This window comes from Streptomyces sp. NPDC048142 (genome assembly GCF_043202835.1).
In the GTDB taxonomy this organism is placed as follows: Bacteria; Actinomycetota; Actinomycetes; order Streptomycetales; family Streptomycetaceae; genus Streptomyces.
This window is the reverse complement of the sequence record NZ_JBIDBC010000002.1, coordinates 444,640-465,737: the sequence shown is the minus strand read 5'-3', so window position 1 is coordinate 465,737 and position 21,098 is coordinate 444,640. Positions and strand designations below refer to the sequence as shown.

16 protein-coding genes, 3 tRNA genes and 2 pseudogenes are annotated in these 21,098 nt (G+C 71.6%); 8 read left to right on the top strand and 13 right to left on the bottom strand.

The window, feature by feature from the left end:
• Nucleotides 1-54: 54 nt before the first annotated feature.
• The 8 genes from purF to purS form a co-directional block, all read right to left on the bottom strand.
• Nucleotides 55-1,581, bottom strand: a complete 1,527-nt coding sequence (gene purF / locus ACGF2Y_RS04740) for an amidophosphoribosyltransferase (RefSeq protein ID WP_392943258.1) — start codon at nt 1,579-1,581, stop codon at nt 55-57.
• A gap of 331 nt (nt 1,582-1,912) precedes the next feature.
• Nucleotides 1,913-2,767, bottom strand: a complete 855-nt coding sequence (locus tag ACGF2Y_RS04735) for an META domain-containing protein (protein ID WP_392943257.1) — start codon at nt 2,765-2,767, stop codon at nt 1,913-1,915.
• A gap of 170 nt (nt 2,768-2,937) precedes the next feature.
• Nucleotides 2,938-3,741, bottom strand: a complete 804-nt coding sequence (locus ACGF2Y_RS04730) for a sterol carrier family protein (protein ID WP_392943256.1) — start codon at nt 3,739-3,741, stop codon at nt 2,938-2,940.
• Nucleotides 3,742-3,785: 44 nt separating this feature from the next.
• Entirely contained in the window at nt 3,786-4,703 is a 918-nt protein-coding gene (locus ACGF2Y_RS04725) for a M23 family metallopeptidase (RefSeq protein ID WP_392943255.1), read from the bottom strand.
• Between the two features lie 63 nt (nt 4,704-4,766).
• Nucleotides 4,767-5,273, bottom strand: coding sequence for an ArsR/SmtB family transcription factor (locus ACGF2Y_RS04720; RefSeq protein ID WP_392943254.1), 507 nt, complete (start codon nt 5,271-5,273; stop codon nt 4,767-4,769).
• 130 nt (nt 5,274-5,403) lie between these two features.
• A complete protein-coding gene (gene purL, locus ACGF2Y_RS04715) occupies nt 5,404-7,653 on the bottom strand; it encodes a phosphoribosylformylglycinamidine synthase subunit PurL (RefSeq protein WP_392943253.1) in 2,250 nt (749 codons plus the stop codon).
• Nucleotides 7,650-8,330 (bottom strand): phosphoribosylformylglycinamidine synthase subunit PurQ, encoded by a 681-nt coding sequence (purQ, locus tag ACGF2Y_RS04710; protein ID WP_392943252.1) that lies wholly within the window; start codon nt 8,328-8,330, stop codon nt 7,650-7,652. Before purQ ends, purL begins: the two co-directional genes overlap by 4 nt.
• Nucleotides 8,327-8,578: a phosphoribosylformylglycinamidine synthase subunit PurS gene (gene purS / locus ACGF2Y_RS04705; RefSeq protein ID WP_010056446.1), complete on the bottom strand. Its 252-nt coding sequence runs from the start codon at nt 8,576-8,578 to the stop codon at nt 8,327-8,329. The genes purQ and purS overlap by 4 nt, the downstream gene beginning before the upstream one ends.
• 420 nt (nt 8,579-8,998) lie before the next feature.
• Here purS and ACGF2Y_RS04700 point away from each other — a divergent pair, with 420 nt between their 5' ends.
• The 5 genes and pseudogenes from ACGF2Y_RS04700 to ACGF2Y_RS04680 all read left to right on the top strand — a co-directional run.
• A complete protein-coding gene (locus tag ACGF2Y_RS04700) occupies nt 8,999-9,334 on the top strand; it encodes an Lsr2 family protein (protein WP_392943251.1) in 336 nt (111 codons plus the stop codon).
• A gap of 278 nt (nt 9,335-9,612) precedes the next feature.
• Nucleotides 9,613-9,684: transfer RNA gene (locus ACGF2Y_RS04695), tRNA-Gly, on the top strand.
• Nucleotides 9,685-9,763: 79 nt separating this feature from the next.
• A tRNA-Gly gene (locus tag ACGF2Y_RS04690) sits at nt 9,764-9,836 on the top strand.
• A 183-nt stretch (nt 9,837-10,019) separates the two neighbouring features.
• On the top strand, nt 10,020-11,027 hold the full coding sequence (locus ACGF2Y_RS04685; protein WP_392943250.1) for an ABC transporter ATP-binding protein: 1,008 nt from the start codon (nt 10,020-10,022) through the stop codon (nt 11,025-11,027).
• Nucleotides 11,024-11,302 (top strand): annotated as a pseudogene (locus ACGF2Y_RS04680) (ABC transporter permease); the annotation flags it as partial. The gene ACGF2Y_RS04685 and the pseudogene ACGF2Y_RS04680, both read left to right, overlap by 4 nt.
• Nucleotides 11,303-11,333: 31 nt before the next feature.
• Here the strand turns inward: ACGF2Y_RS04680 and ACGF2Y_RS04675 are convergent.
• Complete coding sequence (locus ACGF2Y_RS04675) at nt 11,334-12,530, bottom strand: RNA-guided endonuclease InsQ/TnpB family protein (protein WP_392943249.1); 1,197 nt, start codon at nt 12,528-12,530, stop codon at nt 11,334-11,336.
• A gap of 154 nt (nt 12,531-12,684) precedes the next feature.
• On the opposite strand from ACGF2Y_RS04675, the pseudogene ACGF2Y_RS04670 reads away from it, so the two are divergent.
• The 3 genes and pseudogenes from ACGF2Y_RS04670 to ACGF2Y_RS04660 form a co-directional block, all read left to right on the top strand.
• A pseudogene (locus ACGF2Y_RS04670) lies at nt 12,685-13,602 on the top strand (sensor histidine kinase); the annotation flags it as partial.
• Complete coding sequence (locus ACGF2Y_RS04665) at nt 13,599-14,219, top strand: response regulator (RefSeq protein ID WP_392943248.1); 621 nt, start codon at nt 13,599-13,601, stop codon at nt 14,217-14,219. The pseudogene ACGF2Y_RS04670 and the gene ACGF2Y_RS04665, both read left to right, overlap by 4 nt.
• A gap of 23 nt (nt 14,220-14,242) precedes the next feature.
• Nucleotides 14,243-14,318, top strand: a tRNA-Gly gene (locus ACGF2Y_RS04660).
• Between the two features lie 68 nt (nt 14,319-14,386).
• Here the strand turns inward: ACGF2Y_RS04660 and ACGF2Y_RS04655 are convergent.
• The 4 genes from ACGF2Y_RS04655 to purD form a co-directional block, all read right to left on the bottom strand.
• A complete protein-coding gene (locus ACGF2Y_RS04655) occupies nt 14,387-15,301 on the bottom strand; it encodes a phosphoribosylaminoimidazolesuccinocarboxamide synthase (RefSeq protein ID WP_392943247.1) in 915 nt (304 codons plus the stop codon).
• A gap of 107 nt (nt 15,302-15,408) precedes the next feature.
• Entirely contained in the window at nt 15,409-16,863 is a 1,455-nt protein-coding gene (locus tag ACGF2Y_RS04650) for a N,N-dimethylformamidase beta subunit family domain-containing protein (protein WP_392943246.1), read from the bottom strand.
• A 529-nt stretch (nt 16,864-17,392) separates the two neighbouring features.
• The gene (locus tag ACGF2Y_RS04645; RefSeq protein WP_392943245.1) at nt 17,393-19,114 is read right to left on the bottom strand and encodes a hypothetical protein; all 1,722 of its coding nucleotides are present in this window, start codon (nt 19,112-19,114) and stop codon (nt 17,393-17,395) included.
• Nucleotides 19,115-19,502: 388 nt separating this feature from the next.
• Nucleotides 19,503-20,753 (bottom strand): phosphoribosylamine--glycine ligase, encoded by a 1,251-nt coding sequence (gene purD / locus ACGF2Y_RS04640; RefSeq protein ID WP_392943244.1) that lies wholly within the window; start codon nt 20,751-20,753, stop codon nt 19,503-19,505.
• Between the last annotated feature and the right edge of the window lie 345 nt (nt 20,754-21,098).

Sequence of the window (21,098 nt, the reverse complement as noted above, 5' to 3'; positions counted from 1 at the left end):
GGATCTTTCGTGTGGAGATACGGGGCTGGTGGGGGAGGCGGCGGCGCGTCCGGGTCACGGACGGCGCAGCGCGTCGGCCGCGGCGGTCGCCGCCGGGCCCGCCGCCAGCTCGGTCTCCAGCAGCTGCTTGCCGAGCAGCTCCGGGTCCGGGAGCTCCATCGGGTACACACCGTCGAAGCAGGCGCGGCAGAGGTTCGGCTTGTCGATCGTGGTCGCCTCGATCATCGCGTCGATCGAGATGTACGAGAGGGAGTCGGCGCCCATGGAGGTGCAGATCTCGTCGACGGTCATGCCGTTGGCGATCAGCTCGGCGCGGGTCGCGAAGTCGATCCCGAAGAAGCAGGGCCACTTCACCGGCGGCGAGGAGATCCGGATGTGGATCTCGGCGGCGCCCGCCTCGCGGAGCATCCGGACCAGGGCGCGCTGGGTGTTGCCGCGGACGATCGAGTCGTCGACGACCACCAGGCGCTTGCCCTTGATGACTTCCTTCAGCGGATTCAGCTTGAGCCGGATGCCGAGCTGGCGGATGGTCTGCGAGGGCTGGATGAAGGTCCGGCCGACGTAGGCGTTCTTGACCAGTCCGACGCCGAACGGGATGCCGCTGGCTTCGGCGTAACCGACGGCCGCGGGGGTTCCGGATTCCGGGGTCGCTATGACGAGGTCCGCCTCGACGGGGGCCTCGGCGGCCAGCCGGCGGCCCATCTCCACCCGGGAGAGGTAGACGTTGCGCCCGGCGATGTCGGTGTCGGGACGGGCCAGGTAGACGTACTCGAAGACACAGCCCTTGGGCTTCGCTTCTGCGAATCGCGAGGTACGCAGACCGTTCTCGTCGATGGCGACGAGCTCGCCCGGCTCGATCTCGCGTACGTAGCTGGCGCCGCAGATGTCGAGCGCGGCGGACTCGGATGCGACCACCCAGCCGCGCTCGAGACGGCCGAGCACCAGCGGGCGGATGCCCTGCGGGTCACGGGCGGCGTAGAGGGTGTGCTCGTCCATGAAGACGAGGGAGAACGCGCCCTTGACGTCGGGGAGCACCTTGGCGGCGGCTTCCTCGATGGTGAGCGGCTTGTCGTTCTCGTCGCGCTGCCCGGCGAGCAGCGCGGTCACCAGGTCGGTGTCGTTGGTCGCGGCGACCTGGGTGGCGCGGCCGTCCTTGCGCGGGAGGTCGGCGACCATTTCCGCGAGCTGGGCGGTGTTGACCAGGTTCCCGTTGTGGCCGAGGGCGATCGAGCCGTGCGCGGTGGCACGGAACGTCGGCTGCGCGTTCTCCCACACCGAGGCACCGGTGGTGGAGTAGCGGGCATGACCGACCGCGATATGGCCCTGGAGGGAACCCAGAGACGTTTCGTCGAAGACCTGCGAGACCAGTCCCATGTCCTTGAAGACCAGGATCTGGGACCCGTTGCTCACTGCGATGCCCGCGGATTCCTGTCCGCGGTGCTGCAGGGCATACAGTCCGAAATAGGTGAGCTTGGCGACCTCTTCACCCGGAGCCCAGACACCGAAGACGCCACAAGCGTCCTGGGGGCCTTTCTCTCCGGGGAGCAGGTCGTGGTTGAGTCGTCCATCACCACGGGGCACAGCACCGAGTGTAGGCGAGATCGACCACTGGTCCGAATTGGGGACCGGTGGGCAAACGTGCGGTGAAGCACGGGGAACGGACCCGCCCGCTGCCCGGGGCGGGCGATTCGCGGGACTTCGGCCGGTGACGTTGCGTAACTGCCATGCGGGCGGCGCGGGCCCCGCGAAGCTGACGCGGGGCCCGCTTCCTGGCCGGGAGACCGGTTACCAGCCGGTAGGGACCGACTGTGACGGACGGTAGGCCGTGGCGCTCGGTGAACCCGCCCCTTCGCCGCCCCGGCCGTCGGCCGAACGCTCGTTCCGTGGTGAGACTCACACCGGGGAGCCGGGTTCAGCCGCCCTGAGAGCTGTTCTCGGCCCCTGGAGGTGTGGCCGTCGCGCCGATCCCCTTGCCGTCGTCCGCGGTGACGGTGAGCGTGCTGCCCTTGATCGTGTACGTCGTCGGGCCGCTGAGGGCGGCGAGCACGGCGCGCTCCACCGTCATCTCCGCCTCCGGGCACATCTTCCGGGTGGCCACCGCCGGCCCGAAGACGATCGTGGAGCCCTTGACCGCCGCCCGGCCGCGGAAGGAGTTGCAGCCGGAATCGCCCCGCACGGTGCCGTCCTCGGAGAAGGTCAGACGGGGCACCCGCTCCTTCGGCAGATCCGCCGGTACGGACGTGGCCGTCTCACCACTGAGCAGCGTGGTCACCGTCCACCGGGTGCCCACCAGGCCGGCCGCCTTCTCCTCGCTGAGCGCGATGGTGTCGCCGCCCTCGGTGGTGAGGGTCAGCTGCTCGCCGGCGAGCTTCGCGGTGAGTTCGCCGCCCATCGCGCCGGTGGCGGCCCTCTCGAACTTCTCGGTCTCCTCCTCGCACGCCATCTGCGTGGAGACGGGCTTGCCCACGGTGATCCGATCGCCCTCCACCCGGGCGTCCGCGCTGATGTGATTGCACCCGAAATCGGCCCCGATCCGGCCCTTCGGGTCGATCTCCAGCCGGGCCCCCGCCGGGGCCTCGGTCCTCTTCCCGCCGACGGTCACGGAGTCGACGCTCCACGCCACCCCGGTGACCGGGACATCGCTCCGCACGGTGTCACCGCCGTCGCCGGAACCCTTGCCGGAGCCCGAACCCGACTCCGTACCGCAGGCGGCGAGGGTGAGGAGGGCCAGGACGCTGACGCTGAGGGCCATACGTTGTGTGCGCATGGCGATGTGACGGTACGAGGGCCCGATCCGGTTCCGCGTGTACCCGGTCCGGCTGCCCTACGAGGCTCCGATCCGGATCCACGTGGCGCCCCCGATCCGGCCTCCGTACGAGGGTCCGATCCGGTTCCGCCCGTTTCGCTGCGGGGCGGGGCGGGGTGCGGTGGGCCGCCTCAGCCCATCAGGGGCAGCAGCGCGGCCAGGTCGGCACGCTCCCCGCCGGCGCTGACCTCGGCGTCCTCCAGGGCCCGTGCCCACTCCGTACGCCCGGTGGCGAGCCGGATCCAGGTCAGCGGGTCGGTCTCCACGACGTTGGGCGGGGTACCCCGGGTGTGCTGGGGCCCGCCAATGCACTGGACCACCGCGAACGGCGGGACACGCACCTCCACCGAGCCGCCGGGCGCCCGGTCCGCGAGCGTGTCCACCAGCATCCGGGTACAGGCGGCCAGCGCCTGCCGGTCGAGCGGAATCTCCGAGCCGAGCGCCTCGTTCAGGTCGTCCGTGTGGACGACCAGTTCGACGGCCCGGGTGACCAGGAAGTCGGTCAGCCGCATGGAGCCGACCACGGAGGCCACCAGCCGCTCCCCCGTGCCGGAGGCCGCGAGGGCGGCGGTGACCTCCGTCTCCACCTCATCGAACAGCGCGGTGAGGTCGGGGCGGTCGGCCGCCACCTTCTGGGCGTCCTCGGCGACCCAGGCGGCGAACGGGGCGGTGACCGAGGGATAGCCCAGCAGGGTCACCTCGGGCTGGGAGCCGGGCGGCTCCGGAGGGGCCAGGGCCCGGCTGATGCCGGCGAACCCCGTCGCGATGTGCACGGCCAGCTCGCGGACCGTCCAGCCGTCGAGCTGGGTCGGCCGGGCGAGCTGATCAGGCGTCAAAGTCCGTATGACATCGCGGACATGGGCGAACTGGGCGAGGACCGCCGTCTGGGTCTTGAGGTGATCGTAGGCGCGTGGGCGCTTCTTGGCCGGAGGCATGGTGCCGAGAGTAACCGCTAACCGGCCCCATGGACACCGTTCGGTCAGACCCCTGCGGCCCGGTCCCCGACGGTGAACGTCTCGCCGTTCGCGGGCAGTTCGAGGCCGCGCCAGGTGAACGGGACACCCCGGGCCGCATCGAGGTCCGGGCCGTCCATCAGGTGGAAGTGGAGGTGGGGTTCGGTGGTGTTCCCGGAGTTGCCGCAACGTGCGATCGGCTGCCCGGCCCGGACGGTGTCCCCGGCCCTCACCTGGAGCGAGCCGCGCTGGGCATGGGCGTAGACGGCGTACGTGCCGTCGCCGAGGTCGAGGATCACGTGGTTGCCGACGATCCGGTGCGCACCGAGGACCGAGCGGACGTTGGCCTCGATGAGCATCAGGTAGGCGAGAGCGGGCAGCGAGTTGCGGCTCAGGTGGTCGCGCTGGCCGTCGCTCGCCCGGACGACCGTGGCGTCGGCCACCGCGAGCAGCGGGGCGCCGAACGCCGGGAAGTGGCGGTTGCGGCGGACGACCGGCCAGAAGAGGCGGAACGGCGGACGGACCTGGGCCTCGCCCGCACCCGGCTCGGACCCGGAATCGGGCGCGGTCGCGGTCCCGGCCACGGACTCCGGCTCCGGCTCCGGCTCCGGCTCCGGCTCGGCCACGATGTCGATCGCGTACGTCTGCCCGTACACGTGCGTTCCGTGGCTCGGCACCTTGTCCGCCGGGCTGTTCAGGGCGGACCAGCGGCCCGTCACCGGCGGGTCGACCTCGACCGGGGGCCTCGGCTCTCCCCGGGGCGCGGCGGTGCGGACCTGCAGGGTCATCGCCGCCACCATGAGGGCGAGAACGACCGTCGCGGGCAGGGAGGTGGTCGCCCAGCCCGGTCCGGGCAGATCCGTGAAGAACTCGCCGGTCATCAGCGCGAACAGGACCAGCCAGGACAGCCGCATGGCGATCGGAACGGCGGTGCGGACAGACATGTTTCCCCCATGGCTTCTTGCGTTCTTCTCGTCGTGCCGGCCGCGCTCGTCGTGCCGGACCGGTCAGGGCCGCGCCGCCGTCAGCATCACCAGCAGCGGTACGACCCGGACCGGCGGGACCTCGTACCGGCCGCGGCCCGCCACGTGCAGCCATCCCGCGCCGGTCAGCTGGCGCAGGTGGTGGTAGATCTGGCCGGTGGTGCCTGCCCCGTCGAGCGCGGCCAGTTCGGCGGCCGTCCTCACGCCGCCGAGGATCTCGCGGAGCAGGCGCAGCCGGACCGGGTGGCCCAGCGCGGCGAACGACTCGGCGGTGTCCGTCCAGTCCCCGTCGACCAGGGCTTCGGTGAGCGCACCGTACTGCCACTCGTAACTCTCGCCGGTGGGCAGCCGTACCGAGCCGGTGTAGAGCACTCCCCCGTCGGACGCGGCCTCCCCGACATCGGTGAGCTGCTGTTTCAGCCCGTTCAGCGCCCAGAAGTCGCCGTCGCCCAGGCGGGGGGACTCCTCGTCCTGCCGTTCCAGCGCCGTGAGCCGCCGCTCCAGCTCGGCGACCCGCTGCTCCAGCTCCATGAGACCAACCTTACGTAATTACGTAATCTCCATCAAGGGATTCGGGGAAAGCCCGAAGCCCCCACCCGGACGACCCGGGCGGGGGCTTCAGACATACAGGTCGACGCGCGACCCGGCGGCTCGGCTCGGCTCAGGCGAGCAGCGCGGGGATCGTCGCTTCGTGGACCGTACGGAGCTCGCTCAGCGGGATGCTGAACTCGCCCTGGATCTCGATCTCCTCGCCGTCCACGACACCGATGCGGGCGACGGGCAGACCGCGCGCGCCGCACATGTCGTTGAAGCGGAGCTCCTCGCTGCGCGGGATCGAGACGACCGCGCGTCCCGCCGACTCGGAGAAGAGGAACGTGAACGCGTCCAGGCCGTCCGGCACGACCAGCCGGGCGCCCTTCCCGCCGCGCAGGCAGGACTCGGTGACGGCCTGGATCAGACCGCCGTCGCTCAGGTCGTGCGCGGCGTCGATCATGCCGTCGCGGGAGGCCGAGATGAGGATCTCGGCGAGCAGCTTCTCGCGGCCGAGGTCCACCTTGGGCGGCAGGCCGCCGAGGTGGTTGTGGACCACCTCGGACCAGGCCGAGCCGCCGAACTCCTCGGCCGTGTCGCCCAGCAGGTAGAGGAGCTGGCCCTCTTCCGCGAAGGCGATGGGCGTACGCCGGTTGACGTCGTCGATCACGCCGAGCACGGCCACGACCGGCGTCGGGTGGATCGCCGTCTCGCCGGTCTGGTTGTAGAGCGAGACGTTGCCGCCGGTGACCGGGGTGCCCAGCTCCAGGCAGCCGTCCGCGAGACCGCGGGTGGCCTCGGCGAACTGCCACATGACGTCCGGGTCCTCGGGGGACCCGAAGTTCAGGCAGTCAGAGATGGCCAGCGGCTTCGCGCCGGAGGCGGCGACGTTCCGGTACGACTCCGCCAGCGCGAGCTGGGCGCCGGTGTACGGGTCGAGCTTGGCGTACCGGCCGTTGCCGTCGGTCGCCATGGCCACGCCCAGGTTCGACTCGGCGTCGATGCGGACCATGCCCGCGTCCTCGGGCATCGCGAGGACGGTGTTGCCCTGTACGAAACGGTCGTACTGGTCGGTGATCCAGGACTTCGAGGCCTGGTTCGGGGAGGCCACGAGCTTCAGGACCTGCTCCCGCAGCTCGGCGGCGTTCGCCGGACGGGCGAGCTTGCCGGCGTCGTCCGCCTGGAGCGCGTCCTGCCAGGACGGGCGGGCGAACGGGCGGTGGTAGACCGGGCCGTCGTGGGCGACCGAGCGCGGCGGCACGTCCACGATCTGCTCGCCGTGCCAGAAGATCTCCAGCTGGGAGCCCTCGGTCACCTCACCGATGACGGTGGCGATGACGTCCCACTTCTCGCAGATCTCCAGGAAGCGGTCCACGTGCTGCGGCTCGACGATCGCGCACATGCGCTCCTGCGACTCGCTCATGAGGATTTCCTCGGGCGAGAGGGAGGAGTCGCGCAGCGGCACGGTGTCCAGCTCGACGCGCATCCCGCCGGAGCCGGCCGAGGCCAGCTCGGAGGTGGCGCAGGAGAGCCCGGCGCCACCGAGGTCCTGGATGCCGTCGACGAGCTTCTCGCCGAAGATCTCCAGGGTGCACTCGATGAGGAGCTTCTCCTGGAACGGGTCGCCCACCTGGACGGCCGGTCGCTTGGCCGGGCCGGTCGACTCGAAGGTCTCCGAGGCCAGCACGGAGACGCCGCCGATGCCGTCGCCGCCGGTGCGGGCGCCGTACAGGATGACCTTGTTGCCGGCGCCGGAGGCCTTGGCGAGGTGGATGTCCTCGTGCTTCATCACACCGATGCACCCGGCGTTGACCAGCGGGTTGCCCTGGTAGCAGGCGTCGAAGACGACCTCGCCACCGATGTTGGGCAGGCCCAGGCAGTTGCCGTAGCCGCCGATGCCCGCGACGACGCCCGGCAGGACGCGCTTGGTGTCGGGGTGGTCGGCAGCGCCGAAGCGCAGCGGGTCCACGACCGCGATCGGGCGGGCGCCCATCGCGAGGATGTCGCGGACGATGCCGCCGATGCCGGTGGCCGCGCCCTGGTAGGGCTCGATGTACGAGGGGTGGTTGTGCGACTCGACCTTGAAGGTGACCGCGTACCCCTGGCCGACGTCGACGACCCCGGCGTTCTCGCCGATGCCGACGAGCATGGCGTCGGACTGCGGCTTCTTCTCGCTGAACTGGGCGAGGTGGACCTTGCTGCTCTTGTACGAGCAGTGCTCCGACCACATCACCGAGTACATGGCGAGCTCGGCGCCGGTGGGACGGCGGCCCAGGATCTCGCGGATCCGGGCGTACTCGTCCTCCTTGAGGCCGAGGTCCTTCCAGGGCTGCGCGGCGTCCGGGGTCTCGGCCGCGTGCTTGACCGTATCCAGGCTCATGCGTTGACCAGCTTCTTGATGATCGAGGTGAAGAAACCGAGGCCGTCGGTGCGGCCGGTGCCGACGAGCGGCTCCACGGCGTGCTCCGGGTGCGGCATCAGGCCGACGATGTTGCCCGCGGCGTTGGTGATGCCCGCGATGTCGCGGAGCGAGCCGTTGGGGTTGCCGTCCAGGTAGCGGAAGGCGACGCGGCCCTCGGCCTCCAGCTCGTCGAGCGTGTGCTCGTCGGCGGTGTAGCGGCCGTCCATGTTCTTGAGCGGAACGCTGATCTCCTGGCCGGTGCTGTAGTCCGAGGTCCAGGCGGTCTCCGCGTGCTCCACCCGCAGCTTCTGGTCGCGGCAGATGAAGTGCAGGTGGTTGTTGCGCAGCATCGCGCCGGGCAGCAGGTGCGCCTCGGTCAGGATCTGGAAGCCGTTGCAGATGCCGAGGACCGGCATGCCGGCCTTCGCCTGCTCGACGAGCGTTTCCATGACCGGCGAGAAGCGGGAGATGGCTCCGGCCCGGAGGTAGTCCCCGTAGGAGAATCCACCGGCCAGGACGACCGCGTCGACCTGGTGCAGGTCCTTGTCGCGGTGCCACAGGGATACCGGCTCGGCGCCCGCGATCCGGACGGCGCGCAGGGCGTCCTGATCGTCGAGGGTGCCGGGAAAAGTGACGACGCCGATACGGGTGGTCACTTCTCCTCCTCCACCTTCACGACGAAGTCCTCGATGACGGTGTTGGCGAGGAACGTCTCGGCCATCTCGTTAATACGGGCCAGGGCGGCGTCGTCGACCGGTCCCTCGACCTCCAGCTCGAAACGCTTTCCCTGACGAACGTCCGCGATTCCCTCGAAGCCGAGACGGGGCAGTGCGCGCTGCACCGCCTGTCCCTGCGGGTCGAGGATCTCGGGCTTGAGCATGACGTCGACTACGACGCGTGCCACTGGCACTCCCGGTGTGGTGGTGTGATGCGGCTGTCTCTCCGGGGGGTTCCCCAGACCCCCGCGGGTCCACTCAGCGTACCTGGCCAAAATTTCTACGCGGGTAGATATCGGACGGCACGGACACGGCGAGCACCCTGCGCGGATCACACCGAGATATCGGCCGCGACACCGTACGGGAAAAGGTCTGGAAAAATCCCGCCCGGATTGCACACGGATTGCACACGGACACGCGGATGCAATTGACTGGGCTTCACAATGCGGTGCCCACCGCTGTACAAATGATTACCGGGGAAAGCACCATTGCCCCGGGACAACGGAACAGTCGACATCTCGTCGATCCGCATCCGCCCGCCTGACAGCCGGAAGGCCGGCATCCGCGCACGCGACACGCGCCGGTGCCGTAGGAAAGGACCGATATCCGTGGCTCAGCGCGTAGTGGTGACACTCTCCGACGACATCGACGGGGGAACAGCGGCGGAAACGGTGACCTTCGCCCTGGACGGGAAGACGTATGAGATCGACCTCAATCCCGCCAACGCGAAGAAACTGCGGAAGACCCTGGCTCCTTACGTCGCCGCCGGTCGAAAGCAGACAAATGCCAGCAAGCACGGCAGGACGCCCACGACCTACCACCACACCTCCCTCGCCCCGGACCCGGCGGCCGTCCGCGCCTGGGCCCGCTCGCACCGGATGGAGGTGCCGGCCCGGGGCCGCATCCCGAAGAAGGTCTACGAGGCGTTCGACGCGGCCGACTGAGCCGCGAGGCCGGCGGGCCGGCTGAGCCTCCCGGGCCCGCCGGCGTCCGGCGGGCCCGGAAGCCGGACACTCCGTCAGGCGGCCCCGCCCGACGGGACGGCCGGGGCCGCGGGGCCGTTCCGGGCTCGGCCCGAGTTCGGTCCGGGCCCGTTCCGGATTCGGTCCGGTCCCGGTCGGCAGGACCTGCGGGGAGCCGACTTGCGCGACACCCCCGCAGGTCGGCTAGAGTCTGGAGCACGCCGAGGGGCGAGGCCGCAAAGCCGAATCCCACGCAGCGTGCGGGTGTAGTTCAGTAGTAGAACATCCCCCTTCCAGGGGGAAGGCGCAGTGTGCAATTCCTGTCACCCGCTCTGCACAACTCTTCGGACCACTTCGTTGGATCAGGTAGAGTGGTGCTTGCTCCACCGGTGAAAGCCGAGTGGCTGCACTGCGGACGTAGCTCAGTTGGTAGAGCGCAACCTTGCCAAGGTTGAGGTCGCCAGTTCGAACCTGGTCGTCCGCTCAGCATCAAAGGCCCCGACCTTCTGGTCGGGGCCTTTGTCGTGCTCGGTCCTTTGTCGTGCTCGGTCCTTTGTCGTGCCCCTCGGTCTCCGCCTTACTCCCTGGGCACCCTCATGACGTTTGTCATGAGCAGTGGTGACAGCGCGCACTGCTCGCGAGCCGGTTCCGGCGGAAGCCTTGCAGCATGACCAGCGACGACATTCTCAGCGACCGCGTGGACGGTCCCGTGATCGAGGCGAACGGGGTCCGGCGCCGCTACGCCGGCGGCTTCGAGGCCGTGTCCGGGATCTCCTTCTCCGTGGCCCGCGGCGAACTGTTCGCCCTGCTCGGGACGAACGGCGCGGGCAAGACCTCCACCGTGGAACTCCTGGAGGGCCTGGCGCCGCCGTCCGACGGCACGGTCCGGGTCCTCGGCCACGACCCGTACCGCGAACGCGCCGCCGTCCGCCCCCGTACCGGGGTGATGCTCCAGGAAGGCGGCTTCCCCTCCGACCTCACGGTCAGGGAGACCGTACGCATGTGGTCGGCCTGCACCACCGGCGCACGCCCCGCCGCCGAGGCCCTGGAGACGGTCGGCCTGACCGCCCGGGGAGACGTGCGGGTCAAACAGCTGTCCGGCGGCGAGAAGCGCCGCCTCGACCTGGCGCTCGCCCTGACGTCCCGGCCCGAGGTGCTCTTCCTCGACGAGCCGACGACCGGGCTGGACGCCGAGGGCCGTCAGGAGACCTGGGAGCTCGTCCGGGCACTGCGGGACAACGGCACGACCGTCCTGCTGACCACGCACTACCTGGAGGAGGCCGAGGCGCTCGCGGACCGCCTGGCGATCATGCATCAGGGGAGGATCGTGACGACCGGGACCATCGCCGAAGTGACCGCGCGGCAGCCCGCCCGGATCCGGTTCGTCCTGCCCGAGTCCGTGCCGGCCGCCCGGCTGCCGCTCTCCCTGCGGGCCGCGGCCGAGGGAGCCCGGGTCGAGATCCGCACCCCCGCCCTCCAGGAGTCGCTGCACGAACTCCTGGAGTGGGCCCGGGAGTCCGGCGTACGGCTGCACGGCCTCGACGCCCGCTCCGCCTCCCTGGAGGAGGCGTTCCTCGACATCGCGAAGACCCGGCACGCGCCCCGGGACCAGGACCCGCGCCAGGCTCCGGTCCGCTCCACCCGCTCCGGCGGCACGAAGAAGGTGACGGCATGACGACCACGGCCCCCGTCCGCGACCGGACGCCCGCCGGCTCCCCCACGGGTGCGGCGGCCGTGGCCCGGCGACTGACCGCACTCGGCCGCGCCGAGCTGATCCTCCTGGTGCGCAACCGGACCGCGATCGTCGTGGCCCTGCTGCTGCCGCTCGCGATGATCTTCGCGATGCGGTCCTCGCTCGAACAGGTCGACCTCGGCGGCACCGGGCTCACCGTCGCGGGCGCGACCCTGACCGGCGGCACCGGCATGGTGCTCGTCCAGGTCGTCTACTTGACATTCTCCCCCTCCTGATGGAGGGAGGTTCCTACGGCTCGCGCCGTGGGGTTTTCTGCTTCGTCGCCGACTGCCCGCCCGGAGATCTCCGTTGAGGTCTTACACCGGCTCCACAGACTGTCACCGAGAGCCCCTCGGCCAGCACATTCTTCGCGGCGTTCACGTCACGGTCGTGCGTGACACCGCACGCGCACGTCCAGGTGCGGACGTTCAGCGGCATCTTCCCCTGAAGCGTTCCGCAGGCGGAGCACAGCCTGGAGGAGGGGAACCAGCGGTCGACGGCGACCAGGTCCCTTCCGTACCAGGCACACTTGTATTCCAGCATGCCGCGCAGCGTGGTCCAGGCCGCGTCCGAGATGGCGCGGGCCAGGGAATGGTTCTTGACCATGTTGCGTACGGTCAGGTCCTCGATCACGATCGTTTGGTTCTCACGAACGAGCCGAGTGGTCAGCTTGTGCAGGTGATCCCGCCTGCGGTCGGTAATGCGGGCATGGACCTTCGCGACCTTCCGGCAGGCCTTCGCCCGGTTCGCTCCGTCACCCCTGGCCTTCTTCGCCAGGTTCCGTTGGGCTTTCGCCAGGCGAGCCCGGTCCTTCCGTTCATGCCGGGGGTTGGTGACCTTCTCCCCGGTGGAGAGCGTCACCAGGCTGGTGATCCCGGCGTCGATCCCGACCGCGTTCGTCGTTTCGGGCATCGGTGCGGGAATGTCGTCGCACAGCATCGAGACGAACCAGCGCCCGGCCGGATCCTGCGACACGGTCACGGTCGACGGGGATGCACCCTCGGGAAGGGGACGGGACCACACGATGTCGAGCGGCTCGCGCATCTTCGCGAGGGTCAGCCGACCGTCCCGGTAGCGGAAACCGCTGGTGGTGTACTCGGCGGACCGGCGGGACTTCTTCCTCGACTTGAAGCGCGGGTACTTGGCCCGCTTGCCGAAGAAGCTGGTGAACGCCTCCTGCAAGTGCCGCAGCGTCTGCTGCAACGGCACCGACGACACCTCGGACAGGTAGGCCAGTTCCTCGGTCTTCTTCCACGAGGTGAGCATCGCGGAGGTGGCGTTGTAGTTGACCCGCTCCTGACGAAGCGTCCACGCCTCGGACCGTGCGGCGAGCGCCAGGTTGTAGACCTTGCGAACGCAGCCGAACGTGCGCGACAGCTCGGCTGCCTGCGCATCGGTCGGATGGAAGCGGTACTTGAACGCCCGCTTCACCTGGTTCGCGGCCATGCTCACAAACTAGCGACGCTGAGACTTAAGATCAAACCTGCGGGTCAGAGCACGACCTTTCGTCCGGGGGGCGAAAATCGCCCACTGCCCTGCTCCGCAGGAGCTTCGTTTCCTCCCCCACCCAAAGGTGAGGGTATCCACGGAAGGAGCCCCGATGATGTGGCAGGCGGAGGAGGCGCGGGACATGCAGGCCCGGCTGGCGGTGGCGGAGGAGCGGCTGCGGTTCGGCCGGGACATGCACGACGTGCTGGGCCGGAACCTGTCGGTGATCGCCCTGAAGAGCGAGCTGGCCGTGGAGCTGGCCCAGCGCGGGAACCCCGCGGCGATGGACCAGATGGTCGAGGTGCAGCGGATCGCCCGCGCCTCCCAGCAGGAGGTCCGCGATGTCGTACGCGGCTACCGGGAGGCCGACCTGCCCACCGAACTCATGGGCGCACAGGGCGTGTTGCAGGCCGCCGGCATCACCTGCACCGTCGAGGGCGCGGACGGCCCGGCCGGTATCGGGGCTCCTGCCGCCGTCCAGGCCGCGCTCGGCTGGGTGGTGCGCGAGAGCGCGACGAATGTCCTGCGCCACGGCGACCCGCGCCACTGCTGGATCCGGCTCACGCGGACGCGGGACGCGGTGGTCCTGGAGGTCGAGAACGACGGGGCCGGCGCCACGGATCCGCTCGGCGGCCCGGACAGCGGCGGCGACGGTTCGGGCCTCGCCGGGCTGCGCGAACGGCTCGGGGCACTCGGCGGAACGCTCAGCGCCGGAGTGGTCGGGAACATCGAAACCGCCGGATCCGCCGGGGCGGCCGGGAACACCGGATCCGCCGGGGCGGTCGGGGTGGCCGGGAACACCGGATCCGCCGGAACCGCTGAAGCCGCTGAATCCGGCGGATCCGGCGGGGACGACCTCTTCCGGGTGACGGCGACGGTGCCGCTCACGACCCCCCGCCCGCATGCGAACGCCCACACCCGCACGAACGGCCGCCCGGCTCCCTCCCCCCACACCCCCACCCCTACGCCCACCCCCGTCTCCGCTTCCACCTCCACCGACACCCCATCCGCCCTCCCGGAGGAACGATGACCACCGCGCAGCCCCTGCGGGTCCTGCTGGCCGACGACGAGCACCTGATCCGGGGCGCGCTGGCCGCGCTGCTCGCCCTGGAGGAGGACCTCGTCGTGGTCGCGGAGGCGGCGAGCGGACCCGAGGCGCTGGCGATGGCGCTGGCGCACCGGCCCGACGTCGCCGTCCTGGATCTCCAGATGCCGGGCGCGGACGGTGTGAAGGTCGCCACATCCCTGCGGGCCGAGCTGCCGCGCTGCCGCACCATGATCGTGACCAGTCACGGCCGCCCCGGGCACCTCAAGCGGGCCCTGGCCGCCGGCGTACGGGGATTCGTACCGAAGACGGTCAGCGCCCGGCGGCTGGCCGAGATCATCCGTACCGTCCACGCCGGAAACCGTTACGTGGATCCGGAGTTGGCGGCCGACGCGATCTCCGCCGGGGACTCCCCGCTGACCGCGCGGGAGGCCGAGGTGCTCGAACTGGCGGCGGACGGGGCGCCGGTCGCGGAGATCGCGGAGCGGGCCTCGCTGTCCCAGGGAACGGTACGCAACTACCTGTCCTCGGCCGCCGGCAAGATCGGTGCGGAGAACCGGCATACGGCAGTGCGTCTCGCACGCGAGCGGGGTTGGGTATAGTAGGCATCGCGCTGCGGCGCACTGCGGACGTAGCTCAGTTGGTAGAGCGCAACCTTGCCAAGGTTGAGGTCGCCAGTTCGAACCTGGTCGTCCGCTCCACAGAACAGAAGGCCCCGGTCCTTTCGACCGGGGCCTTCTGCGTATGCGTTCGCCCTTTGCGTTCGCCCTTACGACCAGTTGGTGCCGGTCAGCACCTCGTACGCCTCGATGTACTTGGCGCGGGTCGCCGTCACGATCTCCTGCGGCAGCGGCGGGGGTGGCTGCTCGCTCGCGCGGTCCCAGCCGGAGGCCGGCGAGGTCAGCCAGTCGCGTACGAACTGCTTGTCGTAGCTGGGCTGCGCGCGGCCGGGCTCCCAGCCGGCGGCGGGCCAGAAGCGCGAGGAGTCCGGGGTCAGCACCTCGTCGGCGATGATCAGCCGCTCGGTGCCGTCCTCGGTGGTCTCGAAGCCGAACTCGAACTTGGTGTCGGCCAGGATGATCCCGCGCTCGTACGCGATGTCCCGGGCCCGGCGGTAGACGTCGAGCGTCGTCTGCCGCAGCTCGGCGGCCGTCTCCACACCGACCTCGCGGGCGACGTCCTCGTAGCTGACGTTCTCGTCGTGGTCGCCGACGGCCGCCTTGGTGGCCGGGGTGAAGATCGGGCCGGGCAGCTCGGAGCCGTTGACCAGGCCTTCGGGGAGCCCGATGCCGCAGACCGTACGGGTGGCGTCGTACTCGACGAGGCCGGAGCCGGTCAGATAGCCGCGGGCCACGCACTCGACCTCGACCATGCGCAGCGACCTGCAGATGAGGGTGCGGCCCGCCCAGTCGGCCGGGGCGCCCGGGGGCAGCTCGGTGGAGATGACGTGGTTGGGCACGAGGTCGGCGAGCCGGCCGAACCACCAGAGCGAGAGCCGGGTGAGGACGCGGCCCTTGTCGGGGATCTCGGTGGGCAGGACCCAGTCGTACGCGGAGATACGGTCGCTGGCGACCATGACGAGGTCGCCCGCCTCGTTCCGGTACAGGTCACGCACCTTGCCGGTGTGCAGGTGGGTGAGGCCCGGAACCTGTACGGGCTCGGGCTTTTCTACAAAACCGGACACGGTGCCTCCGCGTAGATTGATCCAGGAGCGGTTCCGATTGTCCCGTATCCGCGGGGCGGTCTTCGCGCGGGGCCCGGCCGGCCGGCCTCGCGTCTCACGGACCCGGGTCAGTCGCGCTTGCAGATCCGGTCGAGAAGGTTGGCCGTGGCCCGCTGGATCCGGGGGTCGGTGTGCCCGGGGCGGTCCAGGGCCGGGGACCAGGCGAAGGTGCCGGAGGCGAAGACGAGCGCGCCGGAGGGGGCCTGGTAGAGCGAGGTCTCCTGGTGGCGGGTGGCGCCCTCGGAGTCCTCGTACGGCGAGTGGGCGAGCAGGATCCGGTTGTCGTGCTCCGGCAGGCTCGTACGCGGAAAGTAGCGGTCGGCCTCACCGGCGACCAGGCCCGAGATCTCGTCGCCCTCGACCGCGCCCGTGGAGTCCCAGAGCCAGTGCTCGGCGTTGCGCACGACCAGCGGGCGGGGATCGGGCACCCGGCCCGCGTACTGGATGCCCAGGAGCTGCTGCTCGGGCCGGTCCACCTCGCGCCACAGGGCGGACTTCCCGGGCCCCCGGCGCTTGCGGCAGGTCAGCAGCCGGTCCGCCTCACCGGAGGCGGACGGGGCGAGGCCCACCTGCCAGTACATGGTGTTGGCGGAGAGGAAGACGAGGGAGGTGCCGGAGTCCCGGGCGCGCTCGGCGGCCCGGCGCATCGGCAGCGACCAGTACTCGTCGTGGCCGGGGAAGACCAGGCCCCGGTAGCGGCTGGGGTCGACGCGGCCCGCGTGCAGGTCGCGGGCGTCGGCGTAGGCGAGGTCGTAGCCGTACCGCTCGGCCCAGCGGATGAAGTCGTACGCGTGTCCCACGTGCAGCGGCAGGCCGGCCCCGGCGTACGGGCGGTCGAAGGAGATCGTGACGGCGGCGTCCTCCTCGCCGAGCAGCCGCCCCCGCTCGTCCCACGCGTGGTAGAGGCTGGCGCCGGTACGGCCGTCCTCCGGGTAGAGGTTGTACGCCTGCCAGGTGACGTCGGGCAGCAGAAGCAGCAGGTCGGCGGGGTGGTCGTGGCGCACGGTGAAGGGGATGTGCGAGCGGTAGCCGTCCGCGGTGGTCAGGACGGCCACATAGGCGCCGACCGACCAGTAGCCCGGGATCTGGAGCCGCCAGGACATCCACCAGTGGTGGCAGGAGACGGTCCGGTCGGCGGCGAGCGGCGGGGGCTGGACAATGCCGGAGAGCCGCGGGCTGGTGGCGATCTTGGCCGCGCCGTCGCCGCCGTAATGACCGATCCGGTAGACGTCGACGGAGAACTGCTGGGGCGGGTCCACGGTGATGTGGAAGTCGATGGCCTCACCGGGGGCCACCGCTCCGGGCGAGACGAAGCCCTTGATCTGGCGGTGCACGTCGTCGGCGGTACGGGTGCCGCCGCCGGTGGAGCGGGCGAGGTCGGCGTACCAGGGGACGACCTGGCCGGTGTCGTCGAAGTAGTTCTCACTGCCGCGCAGCCAGGGCAGCGGGCCCTGCCCGAAGGGATCGCTCACCGCGTGCGCGAGGGCACCCGACTCCCACCGGCGAATCTGCTCCGCCCCCATTGCCGCGCCCCTCCCTCGGCTCCCCCGGAGCCGGACGACTCCGGGGATCCTCCGGACAACTCCGGTGCGCCGAATGTCAGCGCCGATCCCCAGCACATCACATAACGCATGCGGCCCGTCACCCTTCGTCGTGAATTGACGGAAACGGAACCTTTCCCTCCGGGGGTGCGCCTCGCGGTGCGTGTGGCGGCTCCGGGCTGGGGTGTCGCGTTCGCGTGACGGCCCGGGGATGTGGACTCGCGGTACGCGTGAGGGCCCCGGGTGGGGTGCGGCCTCGCGGCAGGTGTGGCGGACCCGGGCAGGGTTCCGCGTTCGCGTGACGGTACCGGGGGGCGGGCGTCGCGGTACGCGTGACGGTCCCGGGGTCGGGCACGGCCTCGCGGTACGCGTGACGGTCCCGGGTCGGGTGCGGCCTCGCGGCAGGTGTGACGGGCCCGGGCAGGGTTCCGCGTTCGCGTGACGATCCCGGGTCGGGCGCGGCCTCGCGGCAGGTGTGACGGGCCCGGCGGTGCCGCGTTCGCGTACGCGCTCACACCAGGCGGACCGGCTTGTCGGAGCGCACGCCCACCTCGGCCAGCCAGGACAGCAGCGGGTCCGGATCGCCGTCCTCGACGAGGCTGAGAACCGGAGTCGCGAGGTCCGCCCGGCGCTCTCCGCCGACGAGCAGCGCGGGGCCGTCCAGCCAGTCCAGGCCGGGGGCCGCGCCCGCCGTGTCCACAGCCGCGCAGCAGACCATGGCCGCGACGTGGTCGGCGAGCAGCTCGGTGCCCGTACGCGGCGGCTGGAGCGGGAAAAGGGGCAGCGGCCCCGGTCCCCAGAGGTCGAGGGGGTCGTCGGCCCCGCCGGACTCCGGTCCGCCGTGCCCCGGCCCGCCGGACTCCGCCCCGCCCTGAGCCGACCCGCCCTGCCCCGGTCCGCCGCGCCCGGGGGTCTTGGACTCCTCACGGGCGACCGCGGCACCGATGCCCGCCGCGAGCTCCTCGCCCGGACCGCCGGGTCCGCCGGAACCGGACAGGTGCTCCATGACCCGGGCCAGGGTGGGGACGGCCGGGTCGGCGGAGGAGGCCCGGGGGACGCCCAGGGTGTCCAGGACCCGGTGCAGCCGGGCCGCTTCCGTACGCCACTTCCGGTCGACGACCTCGTCGGGATACTGCTGCCAGTCCACCGGCGCCCAGCCCGGACCGCTCTCGGCGGGGCCGCCGTGGAAGAGCCGGGCGGCGAGCAGGGACGCCGCCTCGTCGGCCACCCCGGGCTCTTCGAGCAGGTCGCACGCGGGCCGCTCGCCGAGGCGCAGGGCGAAGCCGTCGGCCAGCCGGTCCCGGCGGGAGAGCTCGGTGAGCGCGGAGACGACCCCGGCGTCCAGCCGAGAGGGCCAGCGGCCCATCCGCCAGGCGGGCAGCGCCACCCGGGTCAGCAGCCGGTCCCAGCCGGCGTAGGCGAGACCGACCTGCTCCTGGGCGGCGATGCGCAGCCCGTAGTCGACCGTCCGGGCCCGCGTGGACGCGGCGGAGGCCACACAGCGCTCCATCTCGGCGGCATGGCCCCGGCAGGCCCGCAGCAGCAGCCGGGCGACCCAGCCGGCGAAGGCGAGCGGCGCCCCGCGCACCGCGCCCCGGCCGGGGGCGGCGGCATCGGCGATCGCCGCGTCCAGACCGCGTACGAAGCGGCGGGCGGCGGCTATGTCGGGGTGCGCGGACGGGCCGGTGCCCGCCACCACGGGGGCGAGGACCGCGCGGAGCTCGGCGACCCGCATCCACCACAGGAACGGCGAGCCGATGACCAGGACGGGGGAGGTGTCCCCGGCCTCCGCCGAGGCCCCCGGGCCCCTCCGCAGCGCGCGGTGCGTCCGGTCCTCCAGCCAGCTGTCGCAGTCCGGGGTCAGCGCTATGGCCGAGGGTGCGGGCACGTCGAGCCGGTCGGCCAGGTCCCGGACCAGGCGGTAGAGGTCGGGGGCCCCTTCCTCCGGCACGGGGACGGTCGGACTCATGGCGGGCCGCGCACGGGCCACGGAGACGGCGACCAGGACGGTCACCAGCAGCACGACGACCGCGACGCCGAGGACCGTCCAGCGCACGGCGTCCCAGGCCGGACCGGCCAGATGGCCCTGGGCACCCGCCGCGAACAGCACGACGGCGACGGCCGCGGGCAGGATCGCCACGGCCAGTGCCCTGCTGCGGATCCGCAGCAGGCAGAGCGCTCGGGCCTGTGCGGCCCGCGCACCCAGCTCCTCACCCACATCGATACCGGACACGGCCGGACGTCACCCCCTCTGCCCCACGACGGTGTTGCTCACTCCCCCACTGTGGCATCCGTCACTGACATCGCAATGCCGGTGGGCCAAGTGCCGGAACGCTTGCGCCGCACCCTAGTTGGGGCTCCGGCAGCCGTCATCCGGATGGCCCAGTCGTCACCCGATGGAATGGCTTTGGGTAAAGCTGCTGACGTGTCCGCGTCCGTGGGCAAGCGGCCGGCGGGGGCGGGCGGACAGGGAGCAGCCCCTCGCGCCCTCCGCGTACGCCGGTGACGTACGGGAGCGGGCGGAGGGGCTGCTGCGGAGCCCGGGGACTTGCGGAGCCCGGGGACCCGCGGAGCCCGGAGACCCGCGAAGCCCCGGTCGCCTGCGGGACGCGTTAAGGGGGTCAGCCCTGGGAGGCCTTGAGGGCGATGTCCGTACGGTGCTGGGAGCCGTCCAGACGGATCCGGCCGAGCGCGGTGTAGGCGCGCTCCCGGGCCGCCGTGAGGTCCTTGCCGGTCGCGGTCACCGAGAGCACCCGGCCGCCCGCGCTGAGCACCGCGTCGCCCACGGCGCGGGTCCCGGCGTGCAGGACGTACGCGTCGGGGGCGTCCTGCGCCGCGACGTCCGCGAGCCCGTCGATCGGGTCGCCGGTGCGCGGGGTGTCCGGGTAGTTGTACGAGGCGATGACCACGGTGACCGCGGCGTCGTCGCGCCAGTTCAGCGGCGGGAGGACGTCGAGGGTGCCGTTGGCGGAGGCGAGCAGGACACCGGCCAGCGGGGTCTTCAGCCGGGCCAGCACCACCTGGGTCTCCGGGTCGCCGAAGCGGGCGTTGAACTCGATGACCCGTACGCCGCGCGAGGTGATCGCGAGGCCCGCGTAGAGCAGCCCGGAGAAGGGCGTACCCCGGCGGCGCAGCTCGTCGACGGTCGGCTGGAGCACGGTCTGGAGGACCTCGTCGACCAGCTTGGGGTCCGCCCACGGGAGCGGGGAGTAGGCGCCCATGCCGCCGGTGTTCGGGCCCTCGTCGCCGTCCAGGGCGCGCTTGAAGTCCTGGGCGGGCTGGAGCGGCAGCACGGTGGTGCCGTCGGTGATCGCGAAGAGGCTGACCTCGGGGCCGTCGAGGAACTCCTCGATGACCACGCGGTCGCAGGACAGCGCGTGGGCGCGGGCCGCGGCCAGGTCGTCGGTGACGACGACGCCCTTGCCGGCCGCGAGGCCGTCGTCCTTGACGACGTACGGGGCGCCGAAGGCGTCGAGGGCCTCGTCGATCTCCGCGGGGGTGGTGCAGACGTAGCTGCGGGCGGTGGGCACACCGGCGCCGGCCATGATGTCCTTGGCGAACGCCTTGGAGCCTTCCAGCTGCGCGGCTTCGCCGGAGGGGCCGAAGCAGGGGATGCCGGCCGCGCGTACGGCGTCGGCGACCCCGGCGACGAGCGGCGCCTCCGGGCCGACGACCACCAGCCCGGCGCCCAGCTCGGTCGCGAGGCGCGCGACGGCGTCACCGTCGAGCGCGTCGACCGGGTGCAGTTCGGCCACCTCTGCGATGCCGGCGTTGCCGGGGGCGCAGTACAGAGCGGTGACATCGGGGTCGAGGGACAGAGAGCGGCACAGGGCGTGTTCGCGGGCGCCGCCGCCGATGACGAGGACCTTCACGGGTGCAGCCTAGCCGCCGGGCGCGCGGAGCCCCGACGGCAGCCGGTCCGTGGACAGGCTCGGGGTGAGCCGGTGAGCCGGTGGCCGTCGGTCCGTGCACGAGGCTCGGGGTGAACCCGTGGCGGCCGCCGACAGCCGGAGGCAGGCTCGGGGTGAGCCCGTGGCCGCCAGCCGCCAGCCGGAGGCCGGCTCACGGCGATGCCGTGGCCACCGGCCCGCGGTCTCCGGCCACCGTCACCGTCCACTGGGCGAGCGGTGCGTCTCCGGCCACCGAGCAGTGGAGGCAGTGTCCGACCACCGGGCGGTGGGGCGGTATCCGACCACCGGGCGGTGAGGCGGTGTCCA

Bases quoted from the DNA above. Each gene is read 5' to 3' on its own strand.
- ACGF2Y_RS04650 (WP_392943246.1), bottom strand. From the start codon at position 16,863: ATGGGGGCGGAGCAGATTCGCCGGTGGGAGTCGGGTGCCCTCGCGCAC.
- ACGF2Y_RS04725 (WP_392943255.1), bottom strand. From the start codon at position 4,703: ATGTCTGTCCGCACCGCCGTTCCGATCGCCATGCGGCTGTCCTGGCTG.
- ACGF2Y_RS04665 (WP_392943248.1), top strand. From the start codon at position 13,599: ATGACCACCGCGCAGCCCCTGCGGGTCCTGCTGGCCGACGACGAGCAC.
- ACGF2Y_RS04720 (WP_392943254.1), bottom strand. From the start codon at position 5,273: ATGGAGCTGGAGCAGCGGGTCGCCGAGCTGGAGCGGCGGCTCACGGCG.
- ACGF2Y_RS04685 (WP_392943250.1), top strand. From the start codon at position 10,020: ATGACCAGCGACGACATTCTCAGCGACCGCGTGGACGGTCCCGTGATC.
- ACGF2Y_RS04730 (WP_392943256.1), bottom strand. From the start codon at position 3,741: ATGCCTCCGGCCAAGAAGCGCCCACGCGCCTACGATCACCTCAAGACC.
- ACGF2Y_RS04675 (WP_392943249.1), bottom strand. From the start codon at position 12,530: ATGGCCGCGAACCAGGTGAAGCGGGCGTTCAAGTACCGCTTCCATCCG.
- purL (WP_392943253.1), bottom strand. From the start codon at position 7,653: ATGAGCCTGGATACGGTCAAGCACGCGGCCGAGACCCCGGACGCCGCG.
- ACGF2Y_RS04735 (WP_392943257.1), bottom strand. From the start codon at position 2,767: ATGCGCACACAACGTATGGCCCTCAGCGTCAGCGTCCTGGCCCTCCTC.